Annotated in this window: 22 protein-coding genes; 7 read left to right on the top strand and 15 right to left on the bottom strand. The window is 41.3% G+C overall.

Features of this window, described 5'->3' with window-relative positions; all coding sequences use genetic code 11:
- Positions 1-52 precede the first annotated feature (52 nt).
- Positions 53-529: a transcription elongation factor GreA gene (gene greA, locus MF4640_RS02520; RefSeq protein ID WP_005400425.1), complete on the top strand. Its 477-nt coding sequence runs from the start codon at positions 53-55 to the stop codon at positions 527-529.
- Between the two features lie 213 nt (positions 530-742).
- Complete coding sequence (locus MF4640_RS02515; RefSeq protein ID WP_078388595.1) at positions 743-1360, top strand: CatB-related O-acetyltransferase; 618 nt, start codon at positions 743-745, stop codon at positions 1358-1360.
- A gap of 34 nt (positions 1361-1394) precedes the next feature.
- Here the strand turns inward: MF4640_RS02515 and MF4640_RS02510 are convergent, their stop codons facing one another.
- On the bottom strand, positions 1395-2198 hold the full coding sequence (locus MF4640_RS02510; protein ID WP_078388594.1) for a hypothetical protein: 804 nt from the start codon (positions 2196-2198) through the stop codon (positions 1395-1397).
- 510 nt (positions 2199-2708) lie between these two features.
- On the opposite strand from MF4640_RS02510, the gene MF4640_RS02505 reads away from it, so the two are divergent.
- Positions 2709-3149 (top strand): universal stress protein, encoded by a 441-nt coding sequence (locus MF4640_RS02505; protein ID WP_078388593.1) that lies wholly within the window; start codon positions 2709-2711, stop codon positions 3147-3149.
- 43 nt (positions 3150-3192) lie between these two features.
- Here the strand turns inward: MF4640_RS02505 and MF4640_RS02500 are convergent, their stop codons facing one another.
- On the bottom strand, positions 3193-3516 hold the full coding sequence (locus MF4640_RS02500; RefSeq protein WP_005400422.1) for an MGMT family protein: 324 nt from the start codon (positions 3514-3516) through the stop codon (positions 3193-3195).
- A 114-nt stretch (positions 3517-3630) separates the two neighbouring features.
- A complete protein-coding gene (locus MF4640_RS02495; protein ID WP_078388592.1) occupies positions 3631-5130 on the bottom strand; it encodes a cation:proton antiporter in 1500 nt (499 codons plus the stop codon).
- A gap of 223 nt (positions 5131-5353) precedes the next feature.
- On the opposite strand from MF4640_RS02495, the gene MF4640_RS02490 reads away from it, so the two are divergent.
- Positions 5354-5911 (top strand): hypothetical protein, encoded by a 558-nt coding sequence (locus MF4640_RS02490; RefSeq protein ID WP_017397030.1) that lies wholly within the window; start codon positions 5354-5356, stop codon positions 5909-5911.
- 53 nt (positions 5912-5964) lie between these two features.
- Here the strand turns inward: MF4640_RS02490 and MF4640_RS02485 are convergent, their stop codons facing one another.
- Together MF4640_RS02485 and MF4640_RS02480 are read right to left on the bottom strand one after the other, a co-directional pair.
- A complete protein-coding gene (locus tag MF4640_RS02485; protein WP_078388591.1) occupies positions 5965-6870 on the bottom strand; it encodes a neutral zinc metallopeptidase in 906 nt (301 codons plus the stop codon).
- A 41-nt stretch (positions 6871-6911) separates the two neighbouring features.
- Entirely contained in the window at positions 6912-7838 is a 927-nt protein-coding gene (locus tag MF4640_RS02480; protein ID WP_078388590.1) for a DUF808 domain-containing protein, read from the bottom strand.
- A gap of 197 nt (positions 7839-8035) precedes the next feature.
- Here MF4640_RS02480 and trpS point away from each other — a divergent pair, with 197 nt between their 5' ends.
- The 3 genes from trpS (at position 8036) to MF4640_RS02465 (ending at position 11910) form a co-directional block, all read left to right on the top strand.
- On the top strand, positions 8036-9049 hold the full coding sequence (gene trpS, locus MF4640_RS02475; protein ID WP_004695576.1) for a tryptophan--tRNA ligase: 1014 nt from the start codon (positions 8036-8038) through the stop codon (positions 9047-9049).
- Positions 9050-9507: 458 nt separating this feature from the next.
- Positions 9508-10152 carry a YqiJ family protein gene (locus tag MF4640_RS02470; protein ID WP_078388589.1) on the top strand — a complete coding sequence of 215 codons (645 nt, stop codon included), beginning with the start codon at positions 9508-9510 and terminating at the stop codon, positions 10150-10152.
- A gap of 45 nt (positions 10153-10197) precedes the next feature.
- Complete coding sequence (locus MF4640_RS02465) at positions 10198-11910, top strand: flotillin family protein (protein WP_078388588.1); 1713 nt, start codon at positions 10198-10200, stop codon at positions 11908-11910.
- A 299-nt stretch (positions 11911-12209) separates the two neighbouring features.
- Here the strand turns inward: MF4640_RS02465 and MF4640_RS02460 are convergent, their stop codons facing one another.
- The 10 genes from MF4640_RS02460 to sdhC all read right to left on the bottom strand — a co-directional run bounded on the left by MF4640_RS02460 (position 12210) and on the right by sdhC (position 24944).
- Positions 12210-12584 carry a hypothetical protein gene (locus MF4640_RS02460; RefSeq protein ID WP_227518508.1) on the bottom strand — a complete coding sequence of 125 codons (375 nt, stop codon included), beginning with the start codon at positions 12582-12584 and terminating at the stop codon, positions 12210-12212.
- A gap of 368 nt (positions 12585-12952) precedes the next feature.
- Positions 12953-13843, bottom strand: coding sequence for a succinate--CoA ligase subunit alpha (sucD, locus tag MF4640_RS02455; protein WP_004982733.1), 891 nt, complete (start codon positions 13841-13843; stop codon positions 12953-12955).
- Positions 13844-13854: 11 nt separating this feature from the next.
- Positions 13855-15021, bottom strand: coding sequence for an ADP-forming succinate--CoA ligase subunit beta (sucC, locus tag MF4640_RS02450; RefSeq protein WP_005400414.1), 1167 nt, complete (start codon positions 15019-15021; stop codon positions 13855-13857).
- Between the two features lie 172 nt (positions 15022-15193).
- Positions 15194-16627 carry a dihydrolipoyl dehydrogenase gene (lpdA, locus tag MF4640_RS02445; protein WP_078388586.1) on the bottom strand — a complete coding sequence of 478 codons (1434 nt, stop codon included), beginning with the start codon at positions 16625-16627 and terminating at the stop codon, positions 15194-15196.
- Positions 16628-16686: 59 nt separating this feature from the next.
- Entirely contained in the window at positions 16687-17901 is a 1215-nt protein-coding gene (gene odhB / locus MF4640_RS02440; protein WP_062033969.1) for a 2-oxoglutarate dehydrogenase complex dihydrolipoyllysine-residue succinyltransferase, read from the bottom strand.
- A 16-nt stretch (positions 17902-17917) separates the two neighbouring features.
- Positions 17918-20740 carry a 2-oxoglutarate dehydrogenase E1 component gene (locus MF4640_RS02435; RefSeq protein ID WP_078388630.1) on the bottom strand — a complete coding sequence of 941 codons (2823 nt, stop codon included), beginning with the start codon at positions 20738-20740 and terminating at the stop codon, positions 17918-17920.
- A gap of 804 nt (positions 20741-21544) precedes the next feature.
- Positions 21545-22255 carry a succinate dehydrogenase iron-sulfur subunit gene (locus MF4640_RS02430; protein ID WP_004982744.1) on the bottom strand — a complete coding sequence of 237 codons (711 nt, stop codon included), beginning with the start codon at positions 22253-22255 and terminating at the stop codon, positions 21545-21547.
- A 14-nt stretch (positions 22256-22269) separates the two neighbouring features.
- Positions 22270-24168, bottom strand: a complete 1899-nt coding sequence (locus MF4640_RS02425; RefSeq protein WP_078388585.1) for an FAD-binding protein — start codon at positions 24166-24168, stop codon at positions 22270-22272.
- Positions 24169-24180: 12 nt separating this feature from the next.
- Positions 24181-24546 carry a succinate dehydrogenase, hydrophobic membrane anchor protein gene (gene sdhD, locus MF4640_RS02420; protein WP_004695554.1) on the bottom strand — a complete coding sequence of 122 codons (366 nt, stop codon included), beginning with the start codon at positions 24544-24546 and terminating at the stop codon, positions 24181-24183.
- A complete protein-coding gene (sdhC, locus tag MF4640_RS02415) occupies positions 24546-24944 on the bottom strand; it encodes a succinate dehydrogenase, cytochrome b556 subunit (RefSeq protein ID WP_005400408.1) in 399 nt (132 codons plus the stop codon). The genes sdhD and sdhC overlap by 1 nt, the downstream gene beginning before the upstream one ends.
- Positions 24945-25357: the final 413 nt, after the last annotated feature.

Below are 25357 nucleotides of genomic sequence, written 5' to 3'. Positions count from 1 at the left end.
TTTTTCATTTATAAACCTATATTTTTTACACTCACAGACTTGAGGGACAACAATGCAACGTTATCCTATGACTCCCCAAGGCAAATTAGCCTTAGAGAAAGAATTACATCAATTAAAAAGTATTGAACGTCCACGTATTATTGCGGCAATTGCTGAAGCACGTGAGCACGGGGATTTAAAAGAAAATGCGGAATACCATGCTGCGCGTGAGCAACAAGGTTTCTGTGAAGGTCGTGTTCAAGACATCGAAGGTAAATTGGGTGCGGCTCAAGTTATCGATGTCAAAGAACTTGAACAGAATGGTCGCGTGGTTTTTGGGGTGACAGTCACTATCGAAAACTTAGACACCGAAGAACAAAAGACCTATATGATCGTTGGTGATGACGAAGCTGATTTTAAAATCAATAAAATTTCAGTGAACTCTCCTATCGCGCGTGGCCTTTTGGGCAAAAGCGAAGGCGATGAAGCAAAAATTCAAACCCCTCAGGGTGAAGTTGAATACGAAATTGTAAAAGTTGCATATATCTAAGGTTCTTTGATATTTACGGCTGTAGAAACCCCTCGATTGAGGGGTTTTTTGTTTTTGTATTTTCCCAAATACCTCTCCCTAGCCCTCTTCTTATGCAGGTGGGAAATTTCACTCCAAGAATGAGATAGATTTAAGCAATCCATTCCCCCTCTCTTTTTCAAAGCAAGACTTTTATTTGTTATAATTTCTCACACTCTCCAACGCTGTCTTTTTATGTCTGAACCCCTGATTAATTCTCCTGTCAAACACTGGTGTGAGTTTGAGTTCATCTCTAAAACGGTGAAGAATCCGAATATTCACATTAAAGGGAATTACTCTTACTACTCAGCGTATTGGGATCAAGGTTTTGAACGTTGTGTTGTGCGTTATTTACATGATAAACCCTCGACCATAGACAAACCAATTGATCAGCTCTATATCGGTAACTTCGTTTGTTTTGGCGCAGAATGCGTCATTATGATGGGTGGTAACCAACTGCATCGTACTGACTGGATTTCGGCCTTTCCTTTTGATACGCGTAGTTTTGTGCCCGCAGGTAATACTATCATTGGCGATGGCTGCTGGATTGGCTCTCGTGCCATGATTATGCAGGGTGTGGAGTTAGGTGAAGGCGCAGTGGTCGCAACAGGTGCTGTCGTGACCAAAGATGTTCCACCCTATGCCGTTGTGGGTGGTGTACCTGCCAAGATTATTAAGTATCGCTTTCCCGAAGCAGATATAGAAAAACTGCTTACACTGAAGCTCTATGACTTAGATGAAAAGCAGTTTTTAAAAATGCGTGAGCAGTTACAGACAGATGATGTTACTCAACTCATTGAACACCTGAATTAAACGTCTGTTGTAAGATAGCATCTCATTCTTCTTGTTATACCCTCACCCGAAAAGAATCGATCATTTTAAAAGAATCTTGTTGTATTTCTTGCCAATGCGGAAGCAATTCTGCATGAAAATAGATCGTTATATAGCTCGTATTGAATCCATAATTTGGTACGTGATAACTTAATTCACAACTTGTATTTTCACTTTGAAAGTAATGGCAATTAATGATGACACCCACTCCTTTCCCCTCAATTTCTTGCCAAAAAACCCTTTGAGAAACCCGCCCAATTCCTCTAACATCTATTTGATAAAGCCCAAGATTTAGGTTAAATACTTTTTTTTCATTGATCTCTTTTGCGCTCATCTCTTCATGTGTTGCTATATCTCTTAGGTAGAGTTTTAAACTAGCAATTGAATCAAAAAAGCCTTTGTTCTCTTGTTCTTCTAGCCATATAGTCCGCTGATTGAGTGCTACTGTGATGTTATTTACATTTTTTGAATCCAACTGAAATCCATCTGATGGCTCCATTTCAGGCCATTTGACGTCAAAACTAGCATTTTGAATCTGATCATCGCATCCTTTGATATTATGCTGTTCTCTAACATTCTTACCCCAATAGTTCACATCTTGGTATTCAACTCTTGCAAAAAATAGATAATTTCGATCGATCTTCATTTGTTGATTACCAAATCTCCCACACTCATAAGGCTGATCTTTTATACTTGGAATATCACTAGGTTCTAAAATTATGGCAATAAAGATCACAATACTAATAATTACTGGTGACAATAATAGTAAGACTAAAAAATCTACGACTGTAAGTGGTTTTCTGAGAAAATTTAAAATCATGAGTTGCCTTAGTTGGTAAATATTTAGCTACCTAATGCTTAACATCTAATAAGTTACTAAAATATATTGTTGTATATTCTATTATTATCATTAAAATTCAACTACTTATTCTTCTTTAAATATAACCATTCAAAAAATTTAAGATAGCTTAACAAACATTTCAACATTCTCTAAATTTGTTCGTTGCCAATTCAGTTGATTCGTATCTGTCATCGTATTGATAAAGTAGTAAGCCATTCATAAATATAAGCTATTTTTCAAACAAAGCCTATGTTTCTTAAACGCTACATTTACATTCAACTTTAGTGTTAAATTGATTATTATTCACACGCTTTTGTGCTAATTTAGAAGTGAGAAATTAGCATTTCATATGCAAATATCCATATGAATTTACTAGGTTTTATTCTTTAAAAAATACAGCTAATATCAAGGTATAAGCTGTATTTAACCCGTAATACATTAGAACAGAAATCTGCACGTATAATCAGTTGATAATAAGGAGAAACAACCATGGCATACCAAAACATTTTAGTCCCTGTAGACGGTTCAGAAACATCATATGCAGCCGTTGCGCAAGCGGCTGAACTTGCTAAAGCATTTGGCGGAAAAATCACAGTCGTTCAAGTACTTGCACTTGACCCTTACATTGCGGCTGAATACATTTCTGCAACTCAAACCAATGACTTAATTGAACGTGCGCGTACTTCAGTTTTGAAAACGCTAGAGGAAGCTGCGGCTAAATTTAGCGATCTGGGCATTCCAGTTGAAGCAAAACTACTTGAAGGTCAGGTGGTGCACCGTGAAATTATCAAAGAAGCAGAAACATCTAAAGCAGACCTGATTGTCATTGGCTCTCATGGTCGTACAGGTTTAAAACGTTTATTCATAGGCAGTGTTGCACAAAGTGTTTTAGGTGAAGCGCACATTCCTGTTTTAGTTGTTCGCCAGTAATACATCGAGTGCTCTACTTCTACGGAGGTAGGGCATTTCTATTTTAAATATTCCATTGAAACTCTTTCATTTTCACTTTGTCCCCAATCACTAAAATACCTTCCGCCATAAGTAACTGTGCTTGAATGTTCTGTCCCTGATCATTCAGTTTACTTAGGCTAATTTTCCCTTGGGAGTTGATTACCCGATACCAAGGTAAACTACTATCTGCATCCATATGTTTCAGCACATAACCCACTAAACGCGAATGTTTGGGAATGCCTGCTAAACGTGCAATTTGTCCATAACTGGCTACCCGCCCATAAGGAATCTGAGCGATCACCTGAAAAATCATCGGGGCTAGTTCTTTGACTATCGATTCTGCCATTTCAAATGTGCCCTATTCTAAGTATTCCATAATGACATCATTATCTGATTCAAATAAGCCCTCTCATCCATTCTAAAAAACCCCAATACAGGGGCTTTTTGGTTGAGTAAATCACTAAAAATTATCAGGACTTTCCAGACGTTTCACTTCCTGAACTCGCTCAGGGTTATGCACCGCGGCAATGCCGTCATCTGCTTTAACATCAATCAATGCTTCAGGTTGATAGACTATAATGGTTTCATAGCCCTGTGCATCTTCACCAATAATGTACTTGAAGCCTTTACGGTTCATTTTATTACACAGACGTTGATACCAGCCTTTAAAACCCGTCTTTTCTTCATTCGGGTTGTAGTAAAACGCATTCATTACAGCAGGTAATCCTAGACCGCAGACCATACCTGAGAGCAACACGGCAATAAAGGTATAACCAATCAAAATACTGCTGTATTCACTTAGCTCAGGCACGTTGGCTACCGCTAAGATCAGTGCTAAGGAGATCCCTCCACGCACTCCACCCCATGACAAAATCGCCAAACTTCCGTTATAACTTTTCTTACGGAAAGAGGGAAAAAAAGCAAAAGATAAATAGTTCGCTGCAAAACGTGAAGCATGCAGAATAATGAAAGCGATGATGCCACCAAAAATCAGACTAAAGCTGAGATCTAAAATAAACAGTTCCAAACCAATTAAGGTGAATAAGAACGAGTTAATAATCCCTTCAACCGTATGCCAAAAATGGTTCACTTCACGTATTTCGCGCTCTTGTAAAATTTCTTTCCATTTGTTCCCTACAATCAAACCACCGATGACGCAAGCAATCGGCGCTGAAGCGTGGGCAAACAGTGCAACCAAGTACGAACCGCAGGCCAAGAGTGCTGTGGTTAAAATGAGCGACTCCATTTCGTGCTTACCACGCAGTAGTCGCAAGATCCCTAAACCAAAGGCCCAACCAATAATGACGGCGACAAAAATTTCATAGAGTAAGGTCTGCAACACGCCCATGACGGTAAAGTTTTCACCTTGTAAGACGTTTAATAGCGTCATGAATAACGCAATACACATGGCATCATTAAACAGTGATTCGCCTTCGAGCTTGACCATTAAGTGATGCGGTGCGCGTACAGAACTGAGCACGCCTTTGATCCCAATCGGGTCCGTTGCACCCAATGCAGCCCCCAACAGCAAAAGCACCAATAAATCGACATGTTGTCCAATAATGAACTGATAACCGTAGAGCACCACCCCAAAGAACACGGCGCACAGTACCAACGCAATACTGGCTAAAATGCTGATCGGCTTCCAATAACTACGTAAATCTGAGACTTTGAACTTCAGTGCCGACGAGGTCAAAATGAAGCAAATCACGCCATTGATTAAAAAGTCATAAAAATCAATGTGACGAACCGCTTCTTCAATGTTATGAATATTGATGGTAATAAACTGATTACCACTCAGCAGGCTCGCGCCCCACTGTAAAATAAAGACAAAAATGGCAGAAACGATGGGGACGCCAATGGCTTGGGGAAAACCTAAAATACGTTTATTGAAAATAGTCGTTGCAATGGATAATGCAAAAATAACGGTAAAAACTTGTAGAAAAAAATAATTTCCCATTGAACTTCCAAATTGGGCGGTTGGGGAGATGGCGGCTTTCAGTGCTTATCTATGGAATAAAAATTCACTTCATACACATTGATGCTCGAAATATTTTAATCATTTTTCACATCAACGCCCGAAAAAAATAATTTTTTTAACATTTCTCCTGATGATGAATTAACATAGGGCATATGCATGTTTTTTATGCGTGAACTTTCCCTTTGGCCAAGTTTGATCTCCTATGCAATTCACTTTTAAAACCATCTTTCGGATGTTCTTCGCACTGATTATTTTCCTCACGACCTTTGCGTTGTTTCTAACCTGCTTTGCGAAAACCAAAGAAATTTTACAAGCTGAGCAAACTTTCGCCGCAGCTCAAAGTTTTAAAATGAACTCTCGTCCCGATCAAACACTGGTTCTACTTTCAAACAATAAAGCTCCCGATGATCATATTTATTTGCATGTGGCCAATCAGGGTTATATCGCCAAACTCAGCTGTGATCATTATTTAACTGACATTTGTGTGGATGATTACAACGAACAACATACCCGCCAAATTCAGTCAATTGAACTACTCAAAGCAGGTCAGTTTAACTATATTCAGCAAGTCAGTTATCTCGATACACGCACACAAGATGTTAAAACATTGCGTTATACGCCTGAACAAATTCAACAGTTTTACCGTGCGGATATGAGCAACTTAAAGTATGTGGTGTTTGGGGTGTTGTTATTTGCCTGTATTGCGTTATATGTGAGTGTCCGTATTGCTCGAAACTTTAAGCAGTTCTTAAACCGATAGAAATGAATTGGTTAAAATAAAAAGAGGTGATTAATCACCTCTTTTTTTATGACTTAAATGGCTTGATTAAAAGTATCACAACTTTCAACTTGCCCCGACTTAAAGCCCGTGCCAAACCAAGTCATACGCTGCTGACTGGTTCCATGGGTAAAGCTATCAGGGACCACTTGCCCTGTTGCCCGCTTTTGTAGGTAATCATCACCAATCTTATGTGCCGCATCCATCGCCTCTTCAACATCGCCTTGCTCTAAGAACTGAGTTCGTTGATTGTTATGATGCGCCCATACTCCTGCTAAACAGTCAGCCTGTAACTCTTGGCGTACCGATAAAGCATTGCCTTGCGCTTTTGAGCCCTGTGCACGAGCTTTTTGCACTTGTTCAGAAATTCCTAAAATAGTTTGAATATGGTGTCCAACCTCATGTGCCACTACATAAGCCTGAGCAAAGTCACCCGCTTGATCTTGGCGAGTCAACTCCGTTTGGTTTTGCTCACCGCCAATACCCATTTGAGTCCGCATGTCTTTAAAGAAAGCGGTGTCGATATACACCTTCTGATCTGCTGGACAGTAAAACGGCCCCATTGCAGACTGAGCAGTACCACAACCCGAATTGATCACTCCTGAAAACATCACCAACTTCGGCGGAACATATTGTTGTCCCAATTGCTGTTGGAAAATTTGACTCCATGTGTCTTCAGTGTCGGCCAGTACCGTACCGACAAAGTCCATCGCTTCCTGCTGATCAGGCGTTGGGTTATCCAAACCTTGAGTTTCTGCCGCTCCAGTTTGTGCGGTCACTTGTTTAGTGGCTTGGTAGGCTTGCTGCGGATCGACACCTAGAAACTTCCATGCCACAAAGGCCACGATCAGCCCCAAAATACTGATGCCACCCGCCTTTACACCGCCACCACCGCGGCGATCCTCGACATTGCTACTGACTCGACGTCCCTTCCAACGCATAGCACTCTTCCTTCTTCTAATTCATGCTGACCCAATCCAGTTTATGCCTTTTTTGAACTTGGCCAAACTTTTTTAATCAAGCTCACAATAGCCAATACAATCAAACCAGCCACAAAACCGATCACTAAATTAATCAGTGTTGGGGTTAATGCTCCAATGATACTGCCCACAGTTGGAATATGTTCAGCATAATCCACTGAACCTTCAGTGAAATGATGCAATAAAGGCACGCCGTGGGAAATAATACCGCCACCCACTAAAAACATCGCGATAGTGCCCACGATGGTTAAGGTCTTCATCAGCTTTGGTGCAAAAGCCAATAAACCACGACCAATACTTTGCTTAAATGAAGAGACTTGCTGAGTTAGATACAGCCCTAAATCATCAATTTTGACAATCATCGCCACAAAACCATATACACCGACGGTCATTAAAATGGCAATTACAGACAACACCATAACTTTGGTTGAAAAAGTTGCAGCAGCCACAGTCCCCAGTGAAATCACCACAATTTCTGCCGACAAAATAAAGTCGGTACGAATCGCCCCTTTGACTTTATCTTTTTCAAAAGTCGCCATATCAGTTTCAATCGCAGTTAATTCTTGGCTGGCTTCTTCTTCGGTTTTGGCTTTTTTGTGATGCAAACTATGTAGGACTTTTTCTACCCCTTCATAGCATAGAAATAAACCACCAATCATTAACAGTGGCGTGATCAGCCACGGTGCAACCACACTAATCAACAGCGCCGCAGGGACTAAAATTAATTTATTAACAAAAGAGCCTTTTGCCACAGCCCAAACCACAGGCAGCTCACGGTCAGTACGAACCCCACTGACCTGTTGGGCATTCAGTGCTAAGTCATCGCCCAAAACACCCGCCGTTTTTTTTGCCGCCATTTTACTCATGACCGCAACGTCATCTAATATCGTGGCAATATCATCTAGTAATATTAATAAGCTACTCGCCATTTATTTTTATCCATCTTGAGAATTCTGACATTTTAATCTGTGATCTAAGCTTTTGAATATTTGTTTTTTGAAATTTAACTGATTTTATAATTTTTTCACTGCAGTTTTTTTAAGACTGACATTGAAAAAGATTATGCCGTACAATGTCTGCATTCTTTGAAAATAGCATGTCGCTACGACGACTTTGGAAATAGATAATGAGTAATCAAGACAACCGTCCTGTTATTTTGACAGGCGACCGTCCAACGGGACAACTTCATTTAGGGCACTTTGTCGGATCTTTACGTTCACGTGTGGGTTTGCAGGATTCACACCATCAGCATTTATTATTGGCCGATGCACAAGCCTTTACTGACAATGCAGATAATTTCGAAAAAGTTCGCCGCAATATTCTTGAAGTTGCCACAGATTACTTAGCTGTCGGAATCGACCCAACCAAAACCACCATTTGCGTGCAGTCGAGCTTACCCGCGCTAAATGAACTCACAATGTTGTATCTCAACTTTGTGACCGTGTCTCGTTTAGAACGTAACCCAACTATCAAGTCTGAAATTCAGATGCGTGGTTTTGAACGTGATATTCCAGCTGGTTTCTTATGCTACCCAGTTGCGCAAGCGGCAGATATCACCGCATTTAAAGCAACGGTTGTACCTGTGGGTGAAGACCAAATTCCAATGATCGAACAGACCAATGAAATCGTACGCCGCTTAAACCGTCAGATTGGTCAGGAATTACTGCCTGAGTGTAAGGCTCTGCTTTCCAATATGAGCCGTTTACCCGGCTTTGATGGTAAAGCCAAAATGTCGAAATCTTTGGGCAATACTATTGTGTTGGATGCAACAGATAAAGACATTAAAAAAGCTGTTAATGCGATGTACACCGACCCGAACCACCTGCGTGTTGAAGACCCCGGTCAGGTAGAAGGTAATATCGTATTTACATATTTAGATGCGTTTGATCCAAATAAAGAAGAAGTTGAAGAACTGAAAGCACATTACCGCCGTGGTGGTTTGGGCGATGGTACGGTGAAAAAACGTCTTGAAGGCGTATTGAAAGAGCTGATCACGCCTATTCGTGAACGTCGTATGGAACTTGCGAAAGATCCTGATTACATCATGGATATTTTGAAGACAGGTACAGACAAATGTCGTGATATCACTCAGCAGACTCTAGATGAAGTTAAATCGGGTTTAGGGGTGTTTCATTTCTAAACCCACCTTAAACTAAAGCGCATATTTAAGCCTTTCTCACTGAGAAAGGCTTTTTTAATCGCGAAATAAACACGAATAAGCCACATGCATCTCAAAAACTGACATTTAGTGTCGTTTGTTAACCTAAATTTACAGTACTTAACGTGAATACTCATGAAATAAGAACGCGCAGACCTTATGATAACTTCATAGCTTAGATTAACCCTGAGATATAACATTTCTCCTTTTTACCGAAACTGTGTAACAACAGATTCGTGTTCTACGCAGTGAATACCCCAATCATTGCGTATTTTTTTGCCTAAAATTTATCAAATCACAATTAAACTGCTCTCTCTTTATGTGCCATCAAATTTAGACATTCTGTTTTTTGAATGCTATGCTAAAGCCCAATTTCAATACAATTCTTTTTAAAAATTTACACTTAACTGATAACAGCATAAAAATAGAGAACCTTTAGAATGTGGGAATTATTTACTCACCCATCCAATTTAATTTTTAGTATTTGCCTCAGTCTGATGTTTTTATTGGGACTGCTCGAATTGATTTTATTGGTATTAGGCGGCGGCTCACAAGGCCTACTTGACCAATTCTTACCTAATGACCTTGGCAACACTAAAGACGTCGACATTGCACTAGATGCCAATCAAGGTTGGCTCAATGCCCTGCTGGATTGGTTGTTTATCGGCCGTGTCCCCCTCTTGGTTTGGCTGATTATCTTCCTCACCCTGTATAGCTTAAGTGGCTTTATTCTACAGTCCATTCTTCAAACTTGGACCGGGAGCTATTGGAGTGCATGGATCATGGCACCTCTTTGCCTCGTACTTTCGATGCCTATGATTCGTTACAGCGCCATGCTGATTGCTAAAATTTTACCACAAGATGAAACCACAGCAATTTACAGTGAAGAGCTGATTGGACGAACAGCACTGATTATTTTAGGTGAGGCTAAAGTCAACTCACCGGCTCAAGCACGAGTTCAAGATCAGTTCGGGCAAACGCATTATGTACTGGTTGAACCTGAAACAGACCTTCATTTTTCTCAAGGTCAAGAAGTGATTTTGACTCAAAAAACCAAGATTGGCTTTAAGGCCATTTCACTTTAATTCTTTCATTTTGTACTTATAACTTTAAATAAAATCGGGATCCTTATGCTCAGCAACAATTTCTATAACATTCTTATTCTTGCAGGGATTATCTTTGCAGCTCTGGTCATTATCGGCATTATTATTGCCCGTCTGTACCGTCGTTCCAGTAAAGAAATCTCTTTCGTACGTACAGGTTTTGGCGGCGAAAAAGTCATTTTAGGTGGAGGTGCAATTGTACTGCCTGTATTACATGAAATTATTCCTGTCAACATGAACACGCTACGTTTAGAGGTTCGCCGTGCTGATGATCAAGCGCTCATTACCCGTGACCGTATGCGCGTCGATGTCATGGCGGAGTTCTATGTCCGTGTGAAGCCACTAGCAGAATCAATTGCAGTGGCCGCGCAGACTTTGGGACAAAAAACCATGTCTCCAAATGAGTTGAAGAACCTTGTAGAAGGTAAATTTGTCGATTCCTTGCGTGCTGTAGCAGCTGAAATGGCGATGGAAGAGTTACATGAAAAGCGCGTGGACTTCGTACAAAAAGTACAACAAGTGGTGTCTGAAGACTTACATAAAAATGGTCTAGAGCTTGAAACGGTGTCATTAACAGGTTTAGACCAAACAGGTTTCAAATACTTTAACCCTCAAAATGCATTCGATGCCGAAGGTTTAACCAAACTGACTGAAACGATTGAAGACCGTCGTCGCAAACGTAATCACATCGAGCAAGACGCTGACCTTGCCATTAAGACTAAAAACCTAGAAGCAGAACAAGCTCGTCTACAAATCATCCGCGAAGAAGAATACGCCAAACTACAACAAGAACGTGAAATTGCAATTCGCCGTGCAGAGCAATTGGCTGAAATTGCCTCTCAAGAGGCGGAGAAAAAACGTGAAGCAGAAGAAGCACGTATTGCAGCTGAACGTGAAGTTGAATTGAAGCGTATTGGTGCAGCACGTGATGTCGAAAGCCAAAATATTCAAAAATCACAAATTATTGAACAAGCACAGGTTGAACAAAAGAAAACCATCGAACTGGCTGAACAGTCACGTGCCATTGCAATTGCTGAAAAGTCACGTGAAGAGTCTGAAGCCAAAGCTTCAGCTGACCGCGCCCGCGCTGAAGCGGTGAAAGCTGAAGAAGAAGTGATTACAGTACGTGAAACCCAGCGTGCGGAGCGTCAAAAAGCAGTTGAATTGGTTGCAGCGAAACAAGCTGCTGAAAAAGACGCAATTGCGATTACCGTTGCCGCTGAAGCAGGTAAACAAGCCGCTGCCGATGATGCCGAAGCAGTTCGTATTGCAGCGGAAGCTCAAGCCGAACAAGCTCGCTTAAAGGCCAAAGGTGAAGCGGATGCCAAAATACTGTTGGCTCAAGCAATGGAAAAACAATACCAAGTCGATGCAGATGGTACACGTGCCGTGAATGAGGCCAACAACGTCTTATCTCCTGAGCAAGTTGAAATGCAAATTCGCCTAGCATTGTTAAAATACTTACCTGAAATCATTCGTGAAAGTGTTAAGCCGATGGAAAACATTGATGACATCAAAATTCTACAGGTTAACGGTTTAGGTAATGTCGGCTCAGCCACAACTGGAGGTGATGGTGCGGAATCTTCACAAGTTGCTTTGTCTGATCAAGTGGTGAATAGTGCGCTACGCTATCGTACCCAAGCACCATTAATTGATAGCTTGATGAATGAACTGGGAATTCAAGGCGGCGACATCAATGGTTTAACCCAAAGCTTAAAACCGCAAAGCAAAGCTCAATAGTAGTTAGACTTACAAGCAAAAAACGCGACGATCTGTCGCGTTTTTTATCATCTACTTTAATATTCAACTTTCAATAAAATACACATTTAAGCTGTTAAAACGATAGACCCTCTAATTCACTCAGCATAGTAAGCCTATCATCTATTATAAAAATTTAAGTTATTTTAGCTTGGTAATCGATTAGCCTACCATCAGAAAAGTCCAAAAGTAATGTAAACATCCTAGACTCTACAATTGAGTGAAAACATTCTAAACCATATGGCTACAACCTTTTTTACAAATAAACTGAGTTGAACCATTTAGTGCAAACGCACCCAAAAGAAACGGATCAATTGCCCACGATCATAAGGAAAATTTGAAAGGTACTCATATCCAACTTTATTTCGTTTGTTGATTTTAATTTCAATACCATACCCAAATGAAATACTGAGTGCATCCAAATCTGAACTATCAAACTCCCCTGTCCCCAATTTATGGCTCAAACCATCCGAGTTGTAGGCCGAGTAGTTAAATACGCGAATATATTCATTCTCATAAAAATCATTATTGATCAATGTATAATCGTTTTCTTCTTCATTATGTTGTGCAGCTAACTGCTGATAATAGTGGAAAATATCATCACTCAAAGACTCAGCTAAGTAGACGTCTTCATTTTCAGCATAAGCACTATTCATTGCTAGCCCGAACAAGAATAAGCAGCGACAAAACAATAAATGAATAGGCTTCAACATCTGCAATACTATGTCTTCAAAAGAATTATTTTAATTATGAATATAGCATAGTCCGCTATAGAAACAGTGTACACTAAATATTTATCGATTCTCAGATTATTAGGTGCATAGTAAATCTTGCTCTAATTTAACCATTTTGTCTTTTGTTCAATATGGCTTTTTCTATGTGGCTGAATATAATTTTCAACTGGGATTAAGTTACTCTAAACCCTTATATTATTTTTTATATTAGAGCAAACCAATATGCTCTCCACAAAAAAGCCGCATGTGCAATTAAGACATACGGCTTTTTCTTTTAAAATATAAAAGGCTTAAACTAAACCTTTATCCTTTAAAAGTTGGAACATGGTTGAACCGAGTTCTGCTGGGCTACGCGTATAGGCCATCCCCGCTTTTTCAAATGCTGCAAACTTTTCTTCAGCAGTACCTTTACCACCAGAAATAATTGCTCCCGCATGTCCCATACGCTTGCCTTTCGGTGCTGTTACACCTGCAATATAACCCACCACAGGTTTAGTCACATGCGATTGAATATATTCAGCTGCTTCTTCTTCAGCCGTACCACCAATCTCACCAATCATGATTATCGCTTCAGTTTGCGGATCTTCTTGGAACAGTTTCAAACAATCAATTTGGTTCATGCCCGGAATTGGATCACCACCAATACCAATACAGGTTGATTGTCCTAAGCCCAGTTTCGTCGTTTGAGCAACCGCCTCATAAGTCAACGTACCTGAACGCGAGATAATACCAATTTTACCCGGTTGGTGAATATGACCCGGCATAATCCCAATCTTACATTCACCCGGAGTAATAATACCCGGACAGTTTGGACCAATCAGACGCGTACCATTACCATTGGTTTCAAGATAACGCTTAGCTTTGAGCATGTCTAAAGTTGGCACACCTTCTGTGATGACTACAATCAGTCCAACACCTGAGTCCACTGCTTCAATAATTGAATCTAATACAAACGGAGCTGGTACATAAATCACAGTCGCATCTGCGCCTGTACCAGCAACTGCATCTTTCATGGTGTTAAATACAGGTAAATCTAGGTGGGTTGTGCCACCTTTACCAGGAGTTACCCCGCCAACGACTTTAGTTCCATAATCTAGTGCTTGTGCTGAGTGGAATGTGCCGTTTTTACCTGTAAAACCTTGTACCAATACTTTGGTGTCTTTATTAATTAATACGCTCATATTGATACTCCTTACGCTTTTACTGCAGCAACAATTTTTTCTGCGGCATCCGACAAGCCATTTGCAGAAATAAGTTTTAAACCTGATTCATCAAGTAATTTGGCACCCAATTCAGCATTGTTCCCTTCTAAACGAACAACCACAGGTACGGTCACATTTACTTCTTGAACCGCTGCAATAATTGCTTCAGCAATCATGTCACAACGTACAATTCCACCGAAGATATTAATCAACACCCCTTGTACAGAGGTATCTGCCAGAATAATTTTAAACGCTTCAATCACACGGTCTTTGGTTGCACCACCACCGACATCAAGGAAGTTCGCAGGTTGGCCGCCATAGAGTTTAATAATATCCATGGTTGCCATCGCAAGGCCTGCACCATTGACCATACAGCCAATGTTGCCTTCAAGCGCGACGTAGTTGAGGTCAAATTCAGATGCTTTCAACTCCCGTTCATTTTCCTGTGACTTATCGCGCAGCGCAGCAATTTCAGGTAAACGATACAGCGCGTTTGAGTCGATCCCCACTTTGGCATCGACACATAGGATGTCACCATTTTCACGCACAGATAGCGGGTTAATCTCAAATAAAGCAAAGTCATTCTCAATGAACGCCTGATACGCAGCAGACATCACTTTCACAAATTGATTCACTTGACCATCTTTAAGGTTCAACTTAAATGCAACTTCACGCGCTTGAAATGGCAATAAGCCAACCAAAGGATCGACTTCAACTTTAATAATTTTTTCAGGGGTTTCTTCTGCAACCTTTTCAATTTCGACGCCACCTTCGGTCGAAGCCATAAAGGTCACACGACGGCTTGAGCGGTCAACCACTGCACCTAAATACAGTTCACGCTCTACAGGATAAACATCTTCCGCGACAAGTACGCTATTTACAGGTTGGCCATGGCTATCGGTTTGATAGGTAACAAGGTTGGTCCCGATGATGCTTTTTGCATATTCAGCAGCTTCCGTTGCAGACTTTACAACTTTTACGCCACCCGCCTTACCACGACCACCCGCATGAACTTGAGCTTTCATGACAGCAAATTTCCCGCCTATTTGTTCAAAGGCTTTTACTGCTTCTTCTGGAGTGGTGGCAAGTACACCCTCTTGGACAGGCATACCATATTTTTTTAATAGCGCTTTAGCTTGATATTCATGTAAATTCATCGACTAACCTTTTTATTACTGCTTATTTACTTTTTGTTGCACCGAAACTGTTTACTATCACAGTAACCATTTTGGATTTTTAAAACTTCTTATCTTTATTTTTAGATGATTCTTCATGAGAAGACAACACCTGAAACAAAAAAGAGCGACCGTAGTCGCTCTTTTCGTTGTCTTATTTGCGTTTACGCTGGATTGCGTGAATCGCTCGACCATCCACTGCAAGTGCAGCTTCATGAACCACTTCTGAGAATGTTGGGTGACCGAAAGTCATCAACTGTAGATCTTCAACAGAAGATACAAACTCAAGTGCAATCATACCTTGGTGTACGATATCAGACGCAGCAGGCCCAATCACGTGCATACCCAGTAAACGATCTGTTTTTGCATCAGCAACAAACTTCACGAAACCAGCATTTTCACCCGCAGCCATTGCACGGCCGTTTGCAGCAAAACCGAATTGACCCGTTTTAACTTCATGTCCTTTCTCGATCGCTTGCTGTTCTGTTAAACCGACCCACGCCGCTTCTGGGTGTGTGTAAATCACAGAAATGATGGTGTCATAGTTAACTTGAGCTGCATGACCGTGAATACGCTCAACAGCCATTACGCCTTCTTCCATTGCTTTATGTGCAAGCATTGGACCACGTACTAAGTCACCAATTGCATATACACCTTCAACAGAAGTCGCACACCAATCATTCACATCAACTAAACCACGTTCAGTAAGTTTGATGCCGCAATCATCAGCCAATAGACCTTCAGCGTATGCACGACGACCTACACAAACGATCAACTTATCAAACGCTTGAGTTTTTTCTTCGCCGCCTTGAGTATATTTAACAGTGACTTCAGAACCATTAACTTCTGTGCCAGCAACTTTAGCGCCAACACGGATATCAAGACCTTGCTTAGTCAACAGTTTTTGGTAGTCTTTTGCCAAAGCTTTATCAGCCATTGGTAAGAATGCATCCATTGCTTCAAATACAACAACTTCAGCACCTAGACGACGCCATACTGAACCAAGCTCAAGACCGATTACACCCGCACCAATGACACCTAAACGCTTAGGTACTTCTTGGAATTCTAGTGCGCCAGTTGAGTCAACAATGATGTTCTGATCAACTGGTGCTGATGGAATGTTAATTGGCACAGAACCCGTTGCAAGAATCACATATTTAGGCTCTAAAACTTGAGTTTCACCTTCGTGAGATACAAATTCTACTTTTTTACCTGCAAGTAATTTACCTGTACCTTTTAACCACTCAATACCGTTACCTTTTAAAAGGCCATCAATACCCATGGTCAGTTGGTCAACAATTTTGTCTTTACGTGCAAGGAGTTTAGACAAATCAAAGTTCACTTCACCTGTTGTAATACCGTGATCAGCTAAGTGATGCACTGTATCTTCATAACGGTGAGAAGAATCAAGCAATGCTTTAGACGGAATACAACCCACGTTTAAGCACGTCCCACCTAATGATGGTTTGCCTTTGTGAATACGTTTTTCGATACAAGCAACTTTAAAACCAAGCTGCGCTGCACGAATTGCTGCTTCGTAGCCACCTGGGCCACCGCCAATTACAACAAGATCAAATTGTTGAGACATTTTTATCTCCAAAAATGGGCTTAGAGGATCGCTCTAAGCCCATGTTTTATTCTTTAGAATTAAAGGTCAAGGATCAATTTAGCTGGTTCTTCTAACAATTCTTTGATTGTTACCAAGAAACCAACTGCTTCTTTACCATCAATTAAACGGTGGTCATAAGAAAGCGCTAAATACATCATCGGTAAGATTTCTACTTGACCGTTTACAGCCATTGGACGCTCTTGGATTTTATGCATACCCAAAATCGCAGTTTGTGGTGTATTCAAAATCGGAGTCGACAACAATGAACCGAAAGTACCACCGTTAGTAATGGTGAATGTACCGCCAGTCATGTCTTCGATGCCCAATTTGCCATCACGTGCTTTGTAAGCAAAGTCACGGATACCATTTTCAACTTCAGCATAGTTCATGCGGTCTGTATCACGAAGCACAGGTACAACTAGACCACGCTCAGAAGATACTGCTACACCGATGTCATAGTAACCGTGGTAAACAATGTCATCACCGTCAATTGAAGCATTAACTGCTGGGTAGCGTTTAAGCGCTTCAGTTGCCGCTTTAACAAAGAAAGACATAAAACCAAGACGCGCACCATGACGCTTCTCAAATGCGTCTTTGTATTGTGCACGCATTTCCATGATTGGCTTCATGTTCACTTCGTTAAACGTCGTCAACATTGCAGTTTCTTGAGTTGCAGCAAGCAGACGCTCAGCAACACGCTTACGAAGACGTGTCATTGGAACACGCTTCTCAACACGCTCACCCACAGCAACACTTAATGGTGCTGCAGCTGGAGCTGCTGGTTTAGTTTGGTGATTTGCTACATCTTCTTTTGTGATGCGACCACCACGACCTGTACCCGCAACATCAGCAGCTGGAATGCCAGACTCAGTCAATGCTTTACGCACAGCAGGCGCTTGATCAGCAACTTGAGCACGTTCAACGACTGGTGCAGCACCCGCTTCAGTTTGAGTAACTGCTTGTTCTACTTTCGCTTCAGACTGAACTGCTTCAGTTTGCGCAGCGCCAGATACAGCACCTTCTTCAAACTGTGCAATCACTTCATTTGAAAGAACAGTGTCACCTTCACCTTTAATGATCGATGCAATTGTACCGTCAGCAGGAGCAACAACTTCTAAAACAACTTTATCTGTTTCAATATCACAGATCACTTCATCACGTGATACTGCTTCACCTGGTTGTTTGTGCCAAGTTGCGATTGTTCCATCCGCAACTGACTCAGGGAATACCGGTGCTTTAATTTCGGTTGCCATTACTAAGAATCTCCTGTTATTCAGCTACGATCGCTAAAGCGTCATTTACGAGCTGAGCTTGTTGTTTTGCATGCAAATATGGTGAACCACAAGCCGGTGCAGCAGAAGCTTCACGACCTGCATAACTGATACGTACTGGTTTAGCCGACTTCATTACATCATCATATAGACGAGGAGCAATAAATAACCAAGCGCCTTGGTTCTTCGGCTCTTCTTGCGTCCAAACAATGTCTTTCACATTTGGATATTGAGCAAGAACTTCAGCAATACGTTGTTCAGGGTATGGATACAATTGTTCAATACGAACGATTGCAGTGTTATTCAACTCTTGCTCACGACGTTTCTCAAGCAAGTCATAGTAAACCTTACCACCACACAGAACCAGACGGGTTACATCTGACTTGTTGATGTTATCGATTTCATCAATCACAGTTTGGAATGTACCATTTGCAAGTTCACTTAAAGTAGACGTTGCAAGCTTGTGACGAAGTAAAGACTTCGGTGACATGATGATCATTGGCTTACGAATTGGGCGAATCGCTTGACGACGTAAAGCATGGAAAATCTGTGCAGGTGTAGTCGGTGTCATCACTTGCATGTTGTCTTCAGCACATAGCTGTAAGAAACGCTCTAAACGTGCAGATGAGTGCTCTGGCCCTTGACCCTCAAAACCATGAGGAAGAAGTAGCGTTAAACCACACACACGCTCCCACTTGGTTTCACCTGATGCGATGAACTGATCGATCACCACCTGTGCACAGTTTGCGAAGTCACCAAATTGTGCTTCCCAAATGATCAAACTCTTAGGCAGAGTCGTTGCATATCCATACTCAAAACCTAACACTGCCATTTCAGACAACAATGAGTCATAAATAGCAGTACGTGGTTGATTTTCTTTGATATGGCAAAGTGGAATGTACGTTGAACCATCCACTTGGTTATGCAGTTTTGCATGACGGTGTGAGAAGGTACCACGACCAACGTCTTCACCAGTCAAACGAACCAAATAGCCATCATCTAAAATAGATGCATAAGCCAAAGTTTCTGCAGCACCCCAGTTCAATGGAATTTCGCCAGTTTGCATTTTTAAGCGATCATCAATCACTTTTGCAACTTGACGCTGCATCACAAAACCTTCAGGAAGCTCGCGCATTTTGCGACCAAGCTCTTTTAAGCGATCTTCAGAACATGTGGTATCCCATACGTCTGTATAGTCATGCCCTAAGTACGGTGCCCAATCTACAAACATTTTTGTATTTGGTTCAAGTACCAATGCATTTGCAACGTGCTTACCTGCTTCTAAATCAGCACGGTAGTCTTCAACCATTTGATCCGCTTTAGCACGGTCTAATACGCTTTCTTGAACCAATTGGTCTGCATACAGCGCACGCGTTGTCGTTTTCTTATTGATGACTTGATACATCATTGGCTGAGTTGCAGCTGGCTCATCCGCTTCGTTGTGACCACGGCGGCGGTAACAGAACATGTCAATGACAACGTCTTTACGGAAAGTATGACGGAAGTCATGTGCCAATTGCGCAACAAACAATACTGATTCAGGATCATCACCGTTCACATGGAAAATCGGTGCTTGGATCATTTTCGCGATGTCCGTACAGTATTCTGTAGAACGCGCATCACGTGGATCAGACGTTGTGAAACCTACTTGGTTATTCACCACAATGTGAACCGTACCACCCACTGTATAGCCACGTGTTTGTGACATTTGGAAGGTTTCTTGGTTAACACCTTGACCTGCAAATGCAGCATCACCATGAACAATTACTGGCAATACGTCATCACCACCAATGTCTTTACGACGAACTTGACGTGCACGTACTGAGCCTTCAACCACAGGGCCAACGATTTCTAAGTGTGATGGGTTAAACGCCAATGCCAAGTGAACTTCACCACCTGGAGTCATTACGTTTGAAGAGAAACCTTGGTGGTACTTAACGTCACCAGAACCTTTTTTATGTAAGCTCTTACCTTCGAACTCACCAAATAGGTCTGCTGGGTTTTTACCCATGATGTTTACAAGAAGGTTCAAACGACCACGGTGTGGCATACCAATGACCACTTCTTTACAACCTACAGAACCTGCACGCTGAATTAAAGCATCAACCATTGGAATGAAAGATTCACCACCTTCCACGCCGAAACGTTTTGCACCAACGTATTTATTACCTAGGAATTTTTCTAGGCCTTCAGCCGCAGTTAAACGCTCTAATACGTGTTTTTTCTGTTCTGCAGTGAAGTTGAATTGACCACGTGCACCTTCAAGGCGTTGTTGAATCCAACGTTTTTCTTTGGTATCAACAATGTGCATGTATTCTGCACCAATTGAAGCACAGTACGTTGCTTCCATGGCTTGAACCATTTCACCTAGAGTTGCTTCGTCTTTACCAATCAAAAGATTACCTGTATTGAATACAGTGTCAAAATCAGATTGGGTTAAGCCATGTGCAGCAAGGTCAAGATCTGGCACGATTTCACGTTTTGCCAAACCTAAAGGATCAAGCTTCGCTTTTTGGTGACCGCGGTTACGGTACGCTGCAATCAGTTGTAGTACGCCAATTTGACGACGTTCATGTTCTGTACTAACAGAACTTTGTACCACTGCTTGAACACGACTTGAATTACGACCTAGTAATAAGAATTGCTCACGTACATTGCTGTGTGGTTGATCACCTTTCGGGTATTTATCGAAGTATGCACGCCAGTCAGCTTCTACTGAGTCTGGTGCAGCCAAGTACTGCTCATAAAGTTCTTCAATATACGCTGCACTATCAGCGGAAAGTTCAGTGTCAAGACGCAATGCGTCAGCAACTTCTTGCATTTGTGGACCCATTTCCTATTGCAAAAACATTTCAGGATGCTTTTTAAGCGAACCCATGATTAGTAATGTCAAATTGGTAACATGACATTAGTCCCCATAAGGCGGATGCCATGAGGCGTTATCACTACATTAGAATTACCCAATGTGACAATGAATCATAACGCCCTCAGCGGCATCATCACTCATTCATACCCGGCCAAAACCGAGCAATTTTTTGCAAATCGACTTAGAGAAAATAAGGCGATGCATTATTTTTTCTAAAGCGACTAACCCTTCATTTATACTCGCTCTAATGCGGCTTAAATGTTGAATTAATGTACATATTTAGCGCACATTTTTTAAATATAAACGTGCAAAAATTTTAACATACTCCCCATATTTCAATTGATTTTTTTGACACATACCTTTCATAAATTGGCGAAATACACATATCAAAATTTCATCTAATATATGGTGCTTTAAATAAAACCGAGTTTCAACGTAGACCAAAGTCTACTCCAAAAAACACATACGAAAAGAGAGCATCATCTTTCAATATGCCCTCCCCATCAACAACATCCATATTAACATCTTCATAACTTTTTTTGCAGACTCATACTTGCACTTATTTATGACATTTGTTTTAAATCGCCGCGCTTTTCACCAATCTGGTGCAATTTCCACAAAAACCACCTATCACAAACAAAAATAGTGCCAACCTCACGCTTTCACTCAACTTTATTTTTTACAGCAAAAATCTAGCTATAAAATAAAAAAGCACACCCCCAAGGTGTGCTTTTTCTAACTGATAAATCAGCCTAGAGATTAACCCGCAGCATCTAAAAGCATATTACGGATGTGACCGATTGCTTTAGTTGGGTTCAAACCTTTAGGACACACTGATACACAGTTCATGATGCCTTTACAACGGAATAGCGAGAATGGGTCGTCTAGACGAGCCAAACGCTCTTGAGTTGCTGTATCACGAGAGTCAATGATAAAACGGTATGCATTCAACAATGCTGAAGGACCCAAGAACTTGTCTGGGTTCCACCAGAATGATGGGCATGAAGTTGAACAACATGCACAAAGAATACATTCATATAAACCATCTAAGTGTTCACGCTCTTCAGGAGACTGTAAACGCTCTTTTGGTGGCGCAGGTTGGTTGTTGATCAAGAATGGATGAATTTTGTTGTACTGATCGTAGAACTGGTTCATATCCACAACTAAATCTTTAACCACTGGCAAACCAGGTAAAGGACGAACTGTAATCACTTCTGGTAAGTCGTTTAGGTTCCAAAGACACGCTAAACCATTTTTACCATTGATGTTCACACCATCCGAACCACAAATACCTTCACGGCATGAACGGCGGAATGTTAATGATTCATCCTGTACTTTCAATGCAAGAAGCGCATCAAGCAACATACGGTGCTTATCAGTCAATTCTAACTTGAAAGTTTGCATATACGGCGCTGCATCCTTATCAGGATCGTAGCGGTAGATATTAAATGTACGAGTACCTCTACTCATCTTACTTCTCCCAATTAGAATGTACGTGGTTTAGGTGGAATTGCAGCAACTGACAATGGCTTGTAACGCACTGGCTTGTACTCAAGACGGTTATCGCTAGAGAACCATAATGTGTGCTTCATCCACTCATCATCACGACGACCATATGGGTAAGTTGGGTGATCTGGCGACTCTTCAAAGTCTACAACCGTATGCGCACCACGGCACTCTTTACGAGCTGCTGCTGAAATCAATGTCGCTTTAGCTACTTCATACAAGTTTTCAACTTCTAAAGCTTCTACACGCGCGGTGTTAAATACTTTAGATTTGTCTTTCAAGTGAATGTTACGTACACGTGGTTCAATCGCAAGAATCTGCTTCACACCTTCTTCAAGAAGTGCAGTTGTACGGAATACACCAGCATGGTCTTGAACGATGTCACGAATTGCATCTGCAACTTCTTGAGCATTTTCACCTGTAGATGAGTCATCTAACTTACGGATACGTGCAACAGTTTGCTCAAGTACAGTCGTAGGAAGTGGTTGGTATTCATCACCGTGATGTTTAGTCACGTAGTCGATGATGTGCTCACCCGCAGCTTTACCAAATACCACCAAGTCAAGTAATGAGTTCGTACCTAAACGGTTTGCACCATGTACAGACACGCAAGAACATTCACCAATTGCATAGAAGCCTTTAACAGGTTTCGTAAAGTTACGATCGCCCGCATTAGTCGAATAGATATCGCTATCTTTGTCATAATGTGCTGCAAATGCTTCAGTTTCAGAACCTTCAGGCACAACCACTTGACCGTGGATATTCGTTGGAATACCACCCATTTGGTAGTGAATTGTTGGTACAACTGGAATTGGCTCTTTCGTGATGTCAACGTTCGCGAATTTCTTACCAATCTCGAATACAGATGGAAGACGCTTCATGATCGTTTCAGCACCTAAGTGCGTCATATCAAGCAAGATGTAGTCTTTCTTCGGACCACAACCACGACCTTCTTTAATTTCTTGGTCCATAGAACGTGATACGAAGTCACGTGGCGCCAAGTCTTTTAAAGTTGGTGCATAGCGTTCCATGAACGGCTCACCTGCATCGTTACGAAGGATTGCACCTTCACCACGACAACCTTCAGTTAACAATACACCTGCGCCAGCAACACCCGTTGGGTGGAACTGCCAGAATTCCATATCTTGCAATGGAATACCTGCACGCGCAGCCATACCAAGGCCGTCACCAGTGTTGATATAAGCATTGGTTGATGCACGGTAAACACGACCCGCACCGCCTGTAGCAAACAATGTCGCTTTGGCTTGGAATACTGCAATTTTACCCGTTTCTTGGTCAATTGCTGTTACACCAAGAACATCACCTGCTTCGTTACGAATCAGGTCAAGCGCGATCCATTCAACAAAAAATTGCGTACCCATTTTCACGTTGCTTTGATAAAGCGTGTGAAGAAGTGCGTGACCTGTACGATCAGCAGCAGCACATGCACGTGGAACCGCTTTTTCACCGTAGTTTGCAGAGTGACCACCGAATGGACGTTGGTAAATCGTACCATCTGCGTTACGGTCAAATGGCATACCCATATGTTCAAGTTCATAAACAACTTGAGGCGCTTCACGCGTCATATATTCGATTGCGTCTTGGTCGCCTAACCAGTCAGAACCTTTAACAGTGTCGTAGAAGTGGTAGTGCCAGTTATCTTCTTGCATATTACCAAGAGATGCACCAATACCACCCTGCGCTGCAACTGTGTGCGAACGAGTTGGGAATACTTTAGTTAAAACAGCAACTTTCAAACCAGCTTGAGCAAGTTGGTAAGACGCGCGCATACCTGAACCACCACCACCAACGATGACAGCATCGAAAGTTTCGTGTGGAATATTTGTGTAATCTTCTTTAGGGGTTATAGCGCCCATGATCTATTCCTATCAATTCGCCCAAAAAATCTGGATTGCCCAGATCGCATATGCAAATACAGCAATAATTACTGCTGAAGTCAGTACAAGGCGTAAACCTGAAGCTGAAGGACCCATTTGACGAGTAGTCACATAGTCAGTGAATACCTGCCACATACCAATCCAAGCATGTGCAACAAGAGATAAGACGGCCAATAAAGATAAAATCTTCATTGGAGCTGTCATCATAAAGCCGTACCACTGTTCATAGCTAAAACCGCCATTGCATAGGATCCAACCTAAAACAACAACTGTATAAACCGCTAATACGACAGCACTTACACGTTGGATAAACCAATCGCGAGAACCTGAACCCGTTAAACCAGTAGCACTTTTCATTAGATAACAATCCATACAAATGCCGCAACGATACCGATTGCAGACAAGATCAATGAAATAGTAGCTGCGATACGACCACTTTGCAGTTCTTCAGCAATACCGATATCTGCAAGTAAGTGCTTAACACCCGCAATAAAGTGGAAAATTAAGCCGGCTACAAATACCCATACGACAAAACGCACAATGAAGCTATTAAAAATAGCCTGAACTTGAGCAAATCCTTCAGGCGAAGACAATGACTTGTCTAAGATCCATAGAAGTACCGGTACGAGTAAAAATACGATGACACCTGATAGACGGTGTAAGATTGATGCAATAGCCACAGGGGATTTTAAGTTTACTTCTAAAACTTGACCCATGGACAAATTGACAGGTCTGTTGCTTTTCACAGCGGGCATCCTGTAAGTAAAAACTCCATCCGGAGTTTGTTGGAATTAATTCGAAGGAAAGCTGGCATTGTTCAGCAGCTACTTTAAAACTCTAAATTAAATAGCGTTTGAACTTAAAACGACACTGAATTATAAGACGTGAACTTTCAAAATACAAACAATGCCCTTGGCCTTTTTGCATAAAAATTCTTTAAATAAGAATCATTAACACATAGATAAATACCTTACGCTACAATACTTTAGCTTCAAATCTCAGCTATATGGTTGGTTTTTATAAAATAAACACCAAATTCAAGCGCTAAAATTTATACAAAAACGGGAAAATTCGACTTTAGACTAATGATGCACAAAAAAGTCTTGTTTTAAAAACTGGCTAATTTCACTGCTTTATTTTAATCATTTTTTTATTTATATATAAAATG

It is taken from the genome of Acinetobacter sp. MF4640 (genome assembly GCF_002018895.1).
Classification (GTDB): domain Bacteria; phylum Pseudomonadota; class Gammaproteobacteria; order Pseudomonadales; family Moraxellaceae; genus Acinetobacter; species Acinetobacter johnsonii.
The sequence above is the reverse complement of the archived record's forward strand: the minus strand, read 5'-3'. Positions and strand labels throughout refer to the sequence as shown.

Bases quoted from the DNA above. Each gene is read 5' to 3' on its own strand.
- greA (WP_005400425.1), top strand. From the start codon at position 53: ATGCAACGTTATCCTATGACTCCCCAAGGCAAATTAGCCTTAGAGAAA.
- MF4640_RS02515 (WP_078388595.1), top strand. From the start codon at position 743: ATGTCTGAACCCCTGATTAATTCTCCTGTCAAACACTGGTGTGAGTTT.
- MF4640_RS02510 (WP_078388594.1), bottom strand. From the start codon at position 2,198: ATGATTTTAAATTTTCTCAGAAAACCACTTACAGTCGTAGATTTTTTA.
- MF4640_RS02505 (WP_078388593.1), top strand. From the start codon at position 2,709: ATGGCATACCAAAACATTTTAGTCCCTGTAGACGGTTCAGAAACATCA.
- MF4640_RS02500 (WP_005400422.1), bottom strand. From the start codon at position 3,516: ATGGCAGAATCGATAGTCAAAGAACTAGCCCCGATGATTTTTCAGGTG.
- MF4640_RS02495 (WP_078388592.1), bottom strand. From the start codon at position 5,130: ATGGGAAATTATTTTTTTCTACAAGTTTTTACCGTTATTTTTGCATTA.
- MF4640_RS02490 (WP_017397030.1), top strand. From the start codon at position 5,354: ATGCAATTCACTTTTAAAACCATCTTTCGGATGTTCTTCGCACTGATT.
- MF4640_RS02485 (WP_078388591.1), bottom strand. From the start codon at position 6,870: ATGCGTTGGAAGGGACGTCGAGTCAGTAGCAATGTCGAGGATCGCCGC.
- MF4640_RS02480 (WP_078388590.1), bottom strand. From the start codon at position 7,838: ATGGCGAGTAGCTTATTAATATTACTAGATGATATTGCCACGATATTA.
- trpS (WP_004695576.1), top strand. From the start codon at position 8,036: ATGAGTAATCAAGACAACCGTCCTGTTATTTTGACAGGCGACCGTCCA.
- MF4640_RS02470 (WP_078388589.1), top strand. From the start codon at position 9,508: ATGTGGGAATTATTTACTCACCCATCCAATTTAATTTTTAGTATTTGC.
- MF4640_RS02465 (WP_078388588.1), top strand. From the start codon at position 10,198: ATGCTCAGCAACAATTTCTATAACATTCTTATTCTTGCAGGGATTATC.
- MF4640_RS02460 (WP_227518508.1), bottom strand. From the start codon at position 12,584: ATGAATAGTGCTTATGCTGAAAATGAAGACGTCTACTTAGCTGAGTCT.
- sucD (WP_004982733.1), bottom strand. From the start codon at position 13,843: ATGAGCGTATTAATTAATAAAGACACCAAAGTATTGGTACAAGGTTTT.
- sucC (WP_005400414.1), bottom strand. From the start codon at position 15,021: ATGAATTTACATGAATATCAAGCTAAAGCGCTATTAAAAAAATATGGT.
- lpdA (WP_078388586.1), bottom strand. From the start codon at position 16,627: ATGTCTCAACAATTTGATCTTGTTGTAATTGGCGGTGGCCCAGGTGGC.
- odhB (WP_062033969.1), bottom strand. From the start codon at position 17,901: ATGGCAACCGAAATTAAAGCACCGGTATTCCCTGAGTCAGTTGCGGAT.
- MF4640_RS02435 (WP_078388630.1), bottom strand. From the start codon at position 20,740: ATGCAAGAAGTTGCTGACGCATTGCGTCTTGACACTGAACTTTCCGCT.
- MF4640_RS02430 (WP_004982744.1), bottom strand. From the start codon at position 22,255: ATGAGTAGAGGTACTCGTACATTTAATATCTACCGCTACGATCCTGAT.
- MF4640_RS02425 (WP_078388585.1), bottom strand. From the start codon at position 24,168: ATGGGCGCTATAACCCCTAAAGAAGATTACACAAATATTCCACACGAA.
- sdhD (WP_004695554.1), bottom strand. From the start codon at position 24,546: ATGAAAAGTGCTACTGGTTTAACGGGTTCAGGTTCTCGCGATTGGTTT.
- sdhC (WP_005400408.1), bottom strand. From the start codon at position 24,944: ATGCCCGCTGTGAAAAGCAACAGACCTGTCAATTTGTCCATGGGTCAA.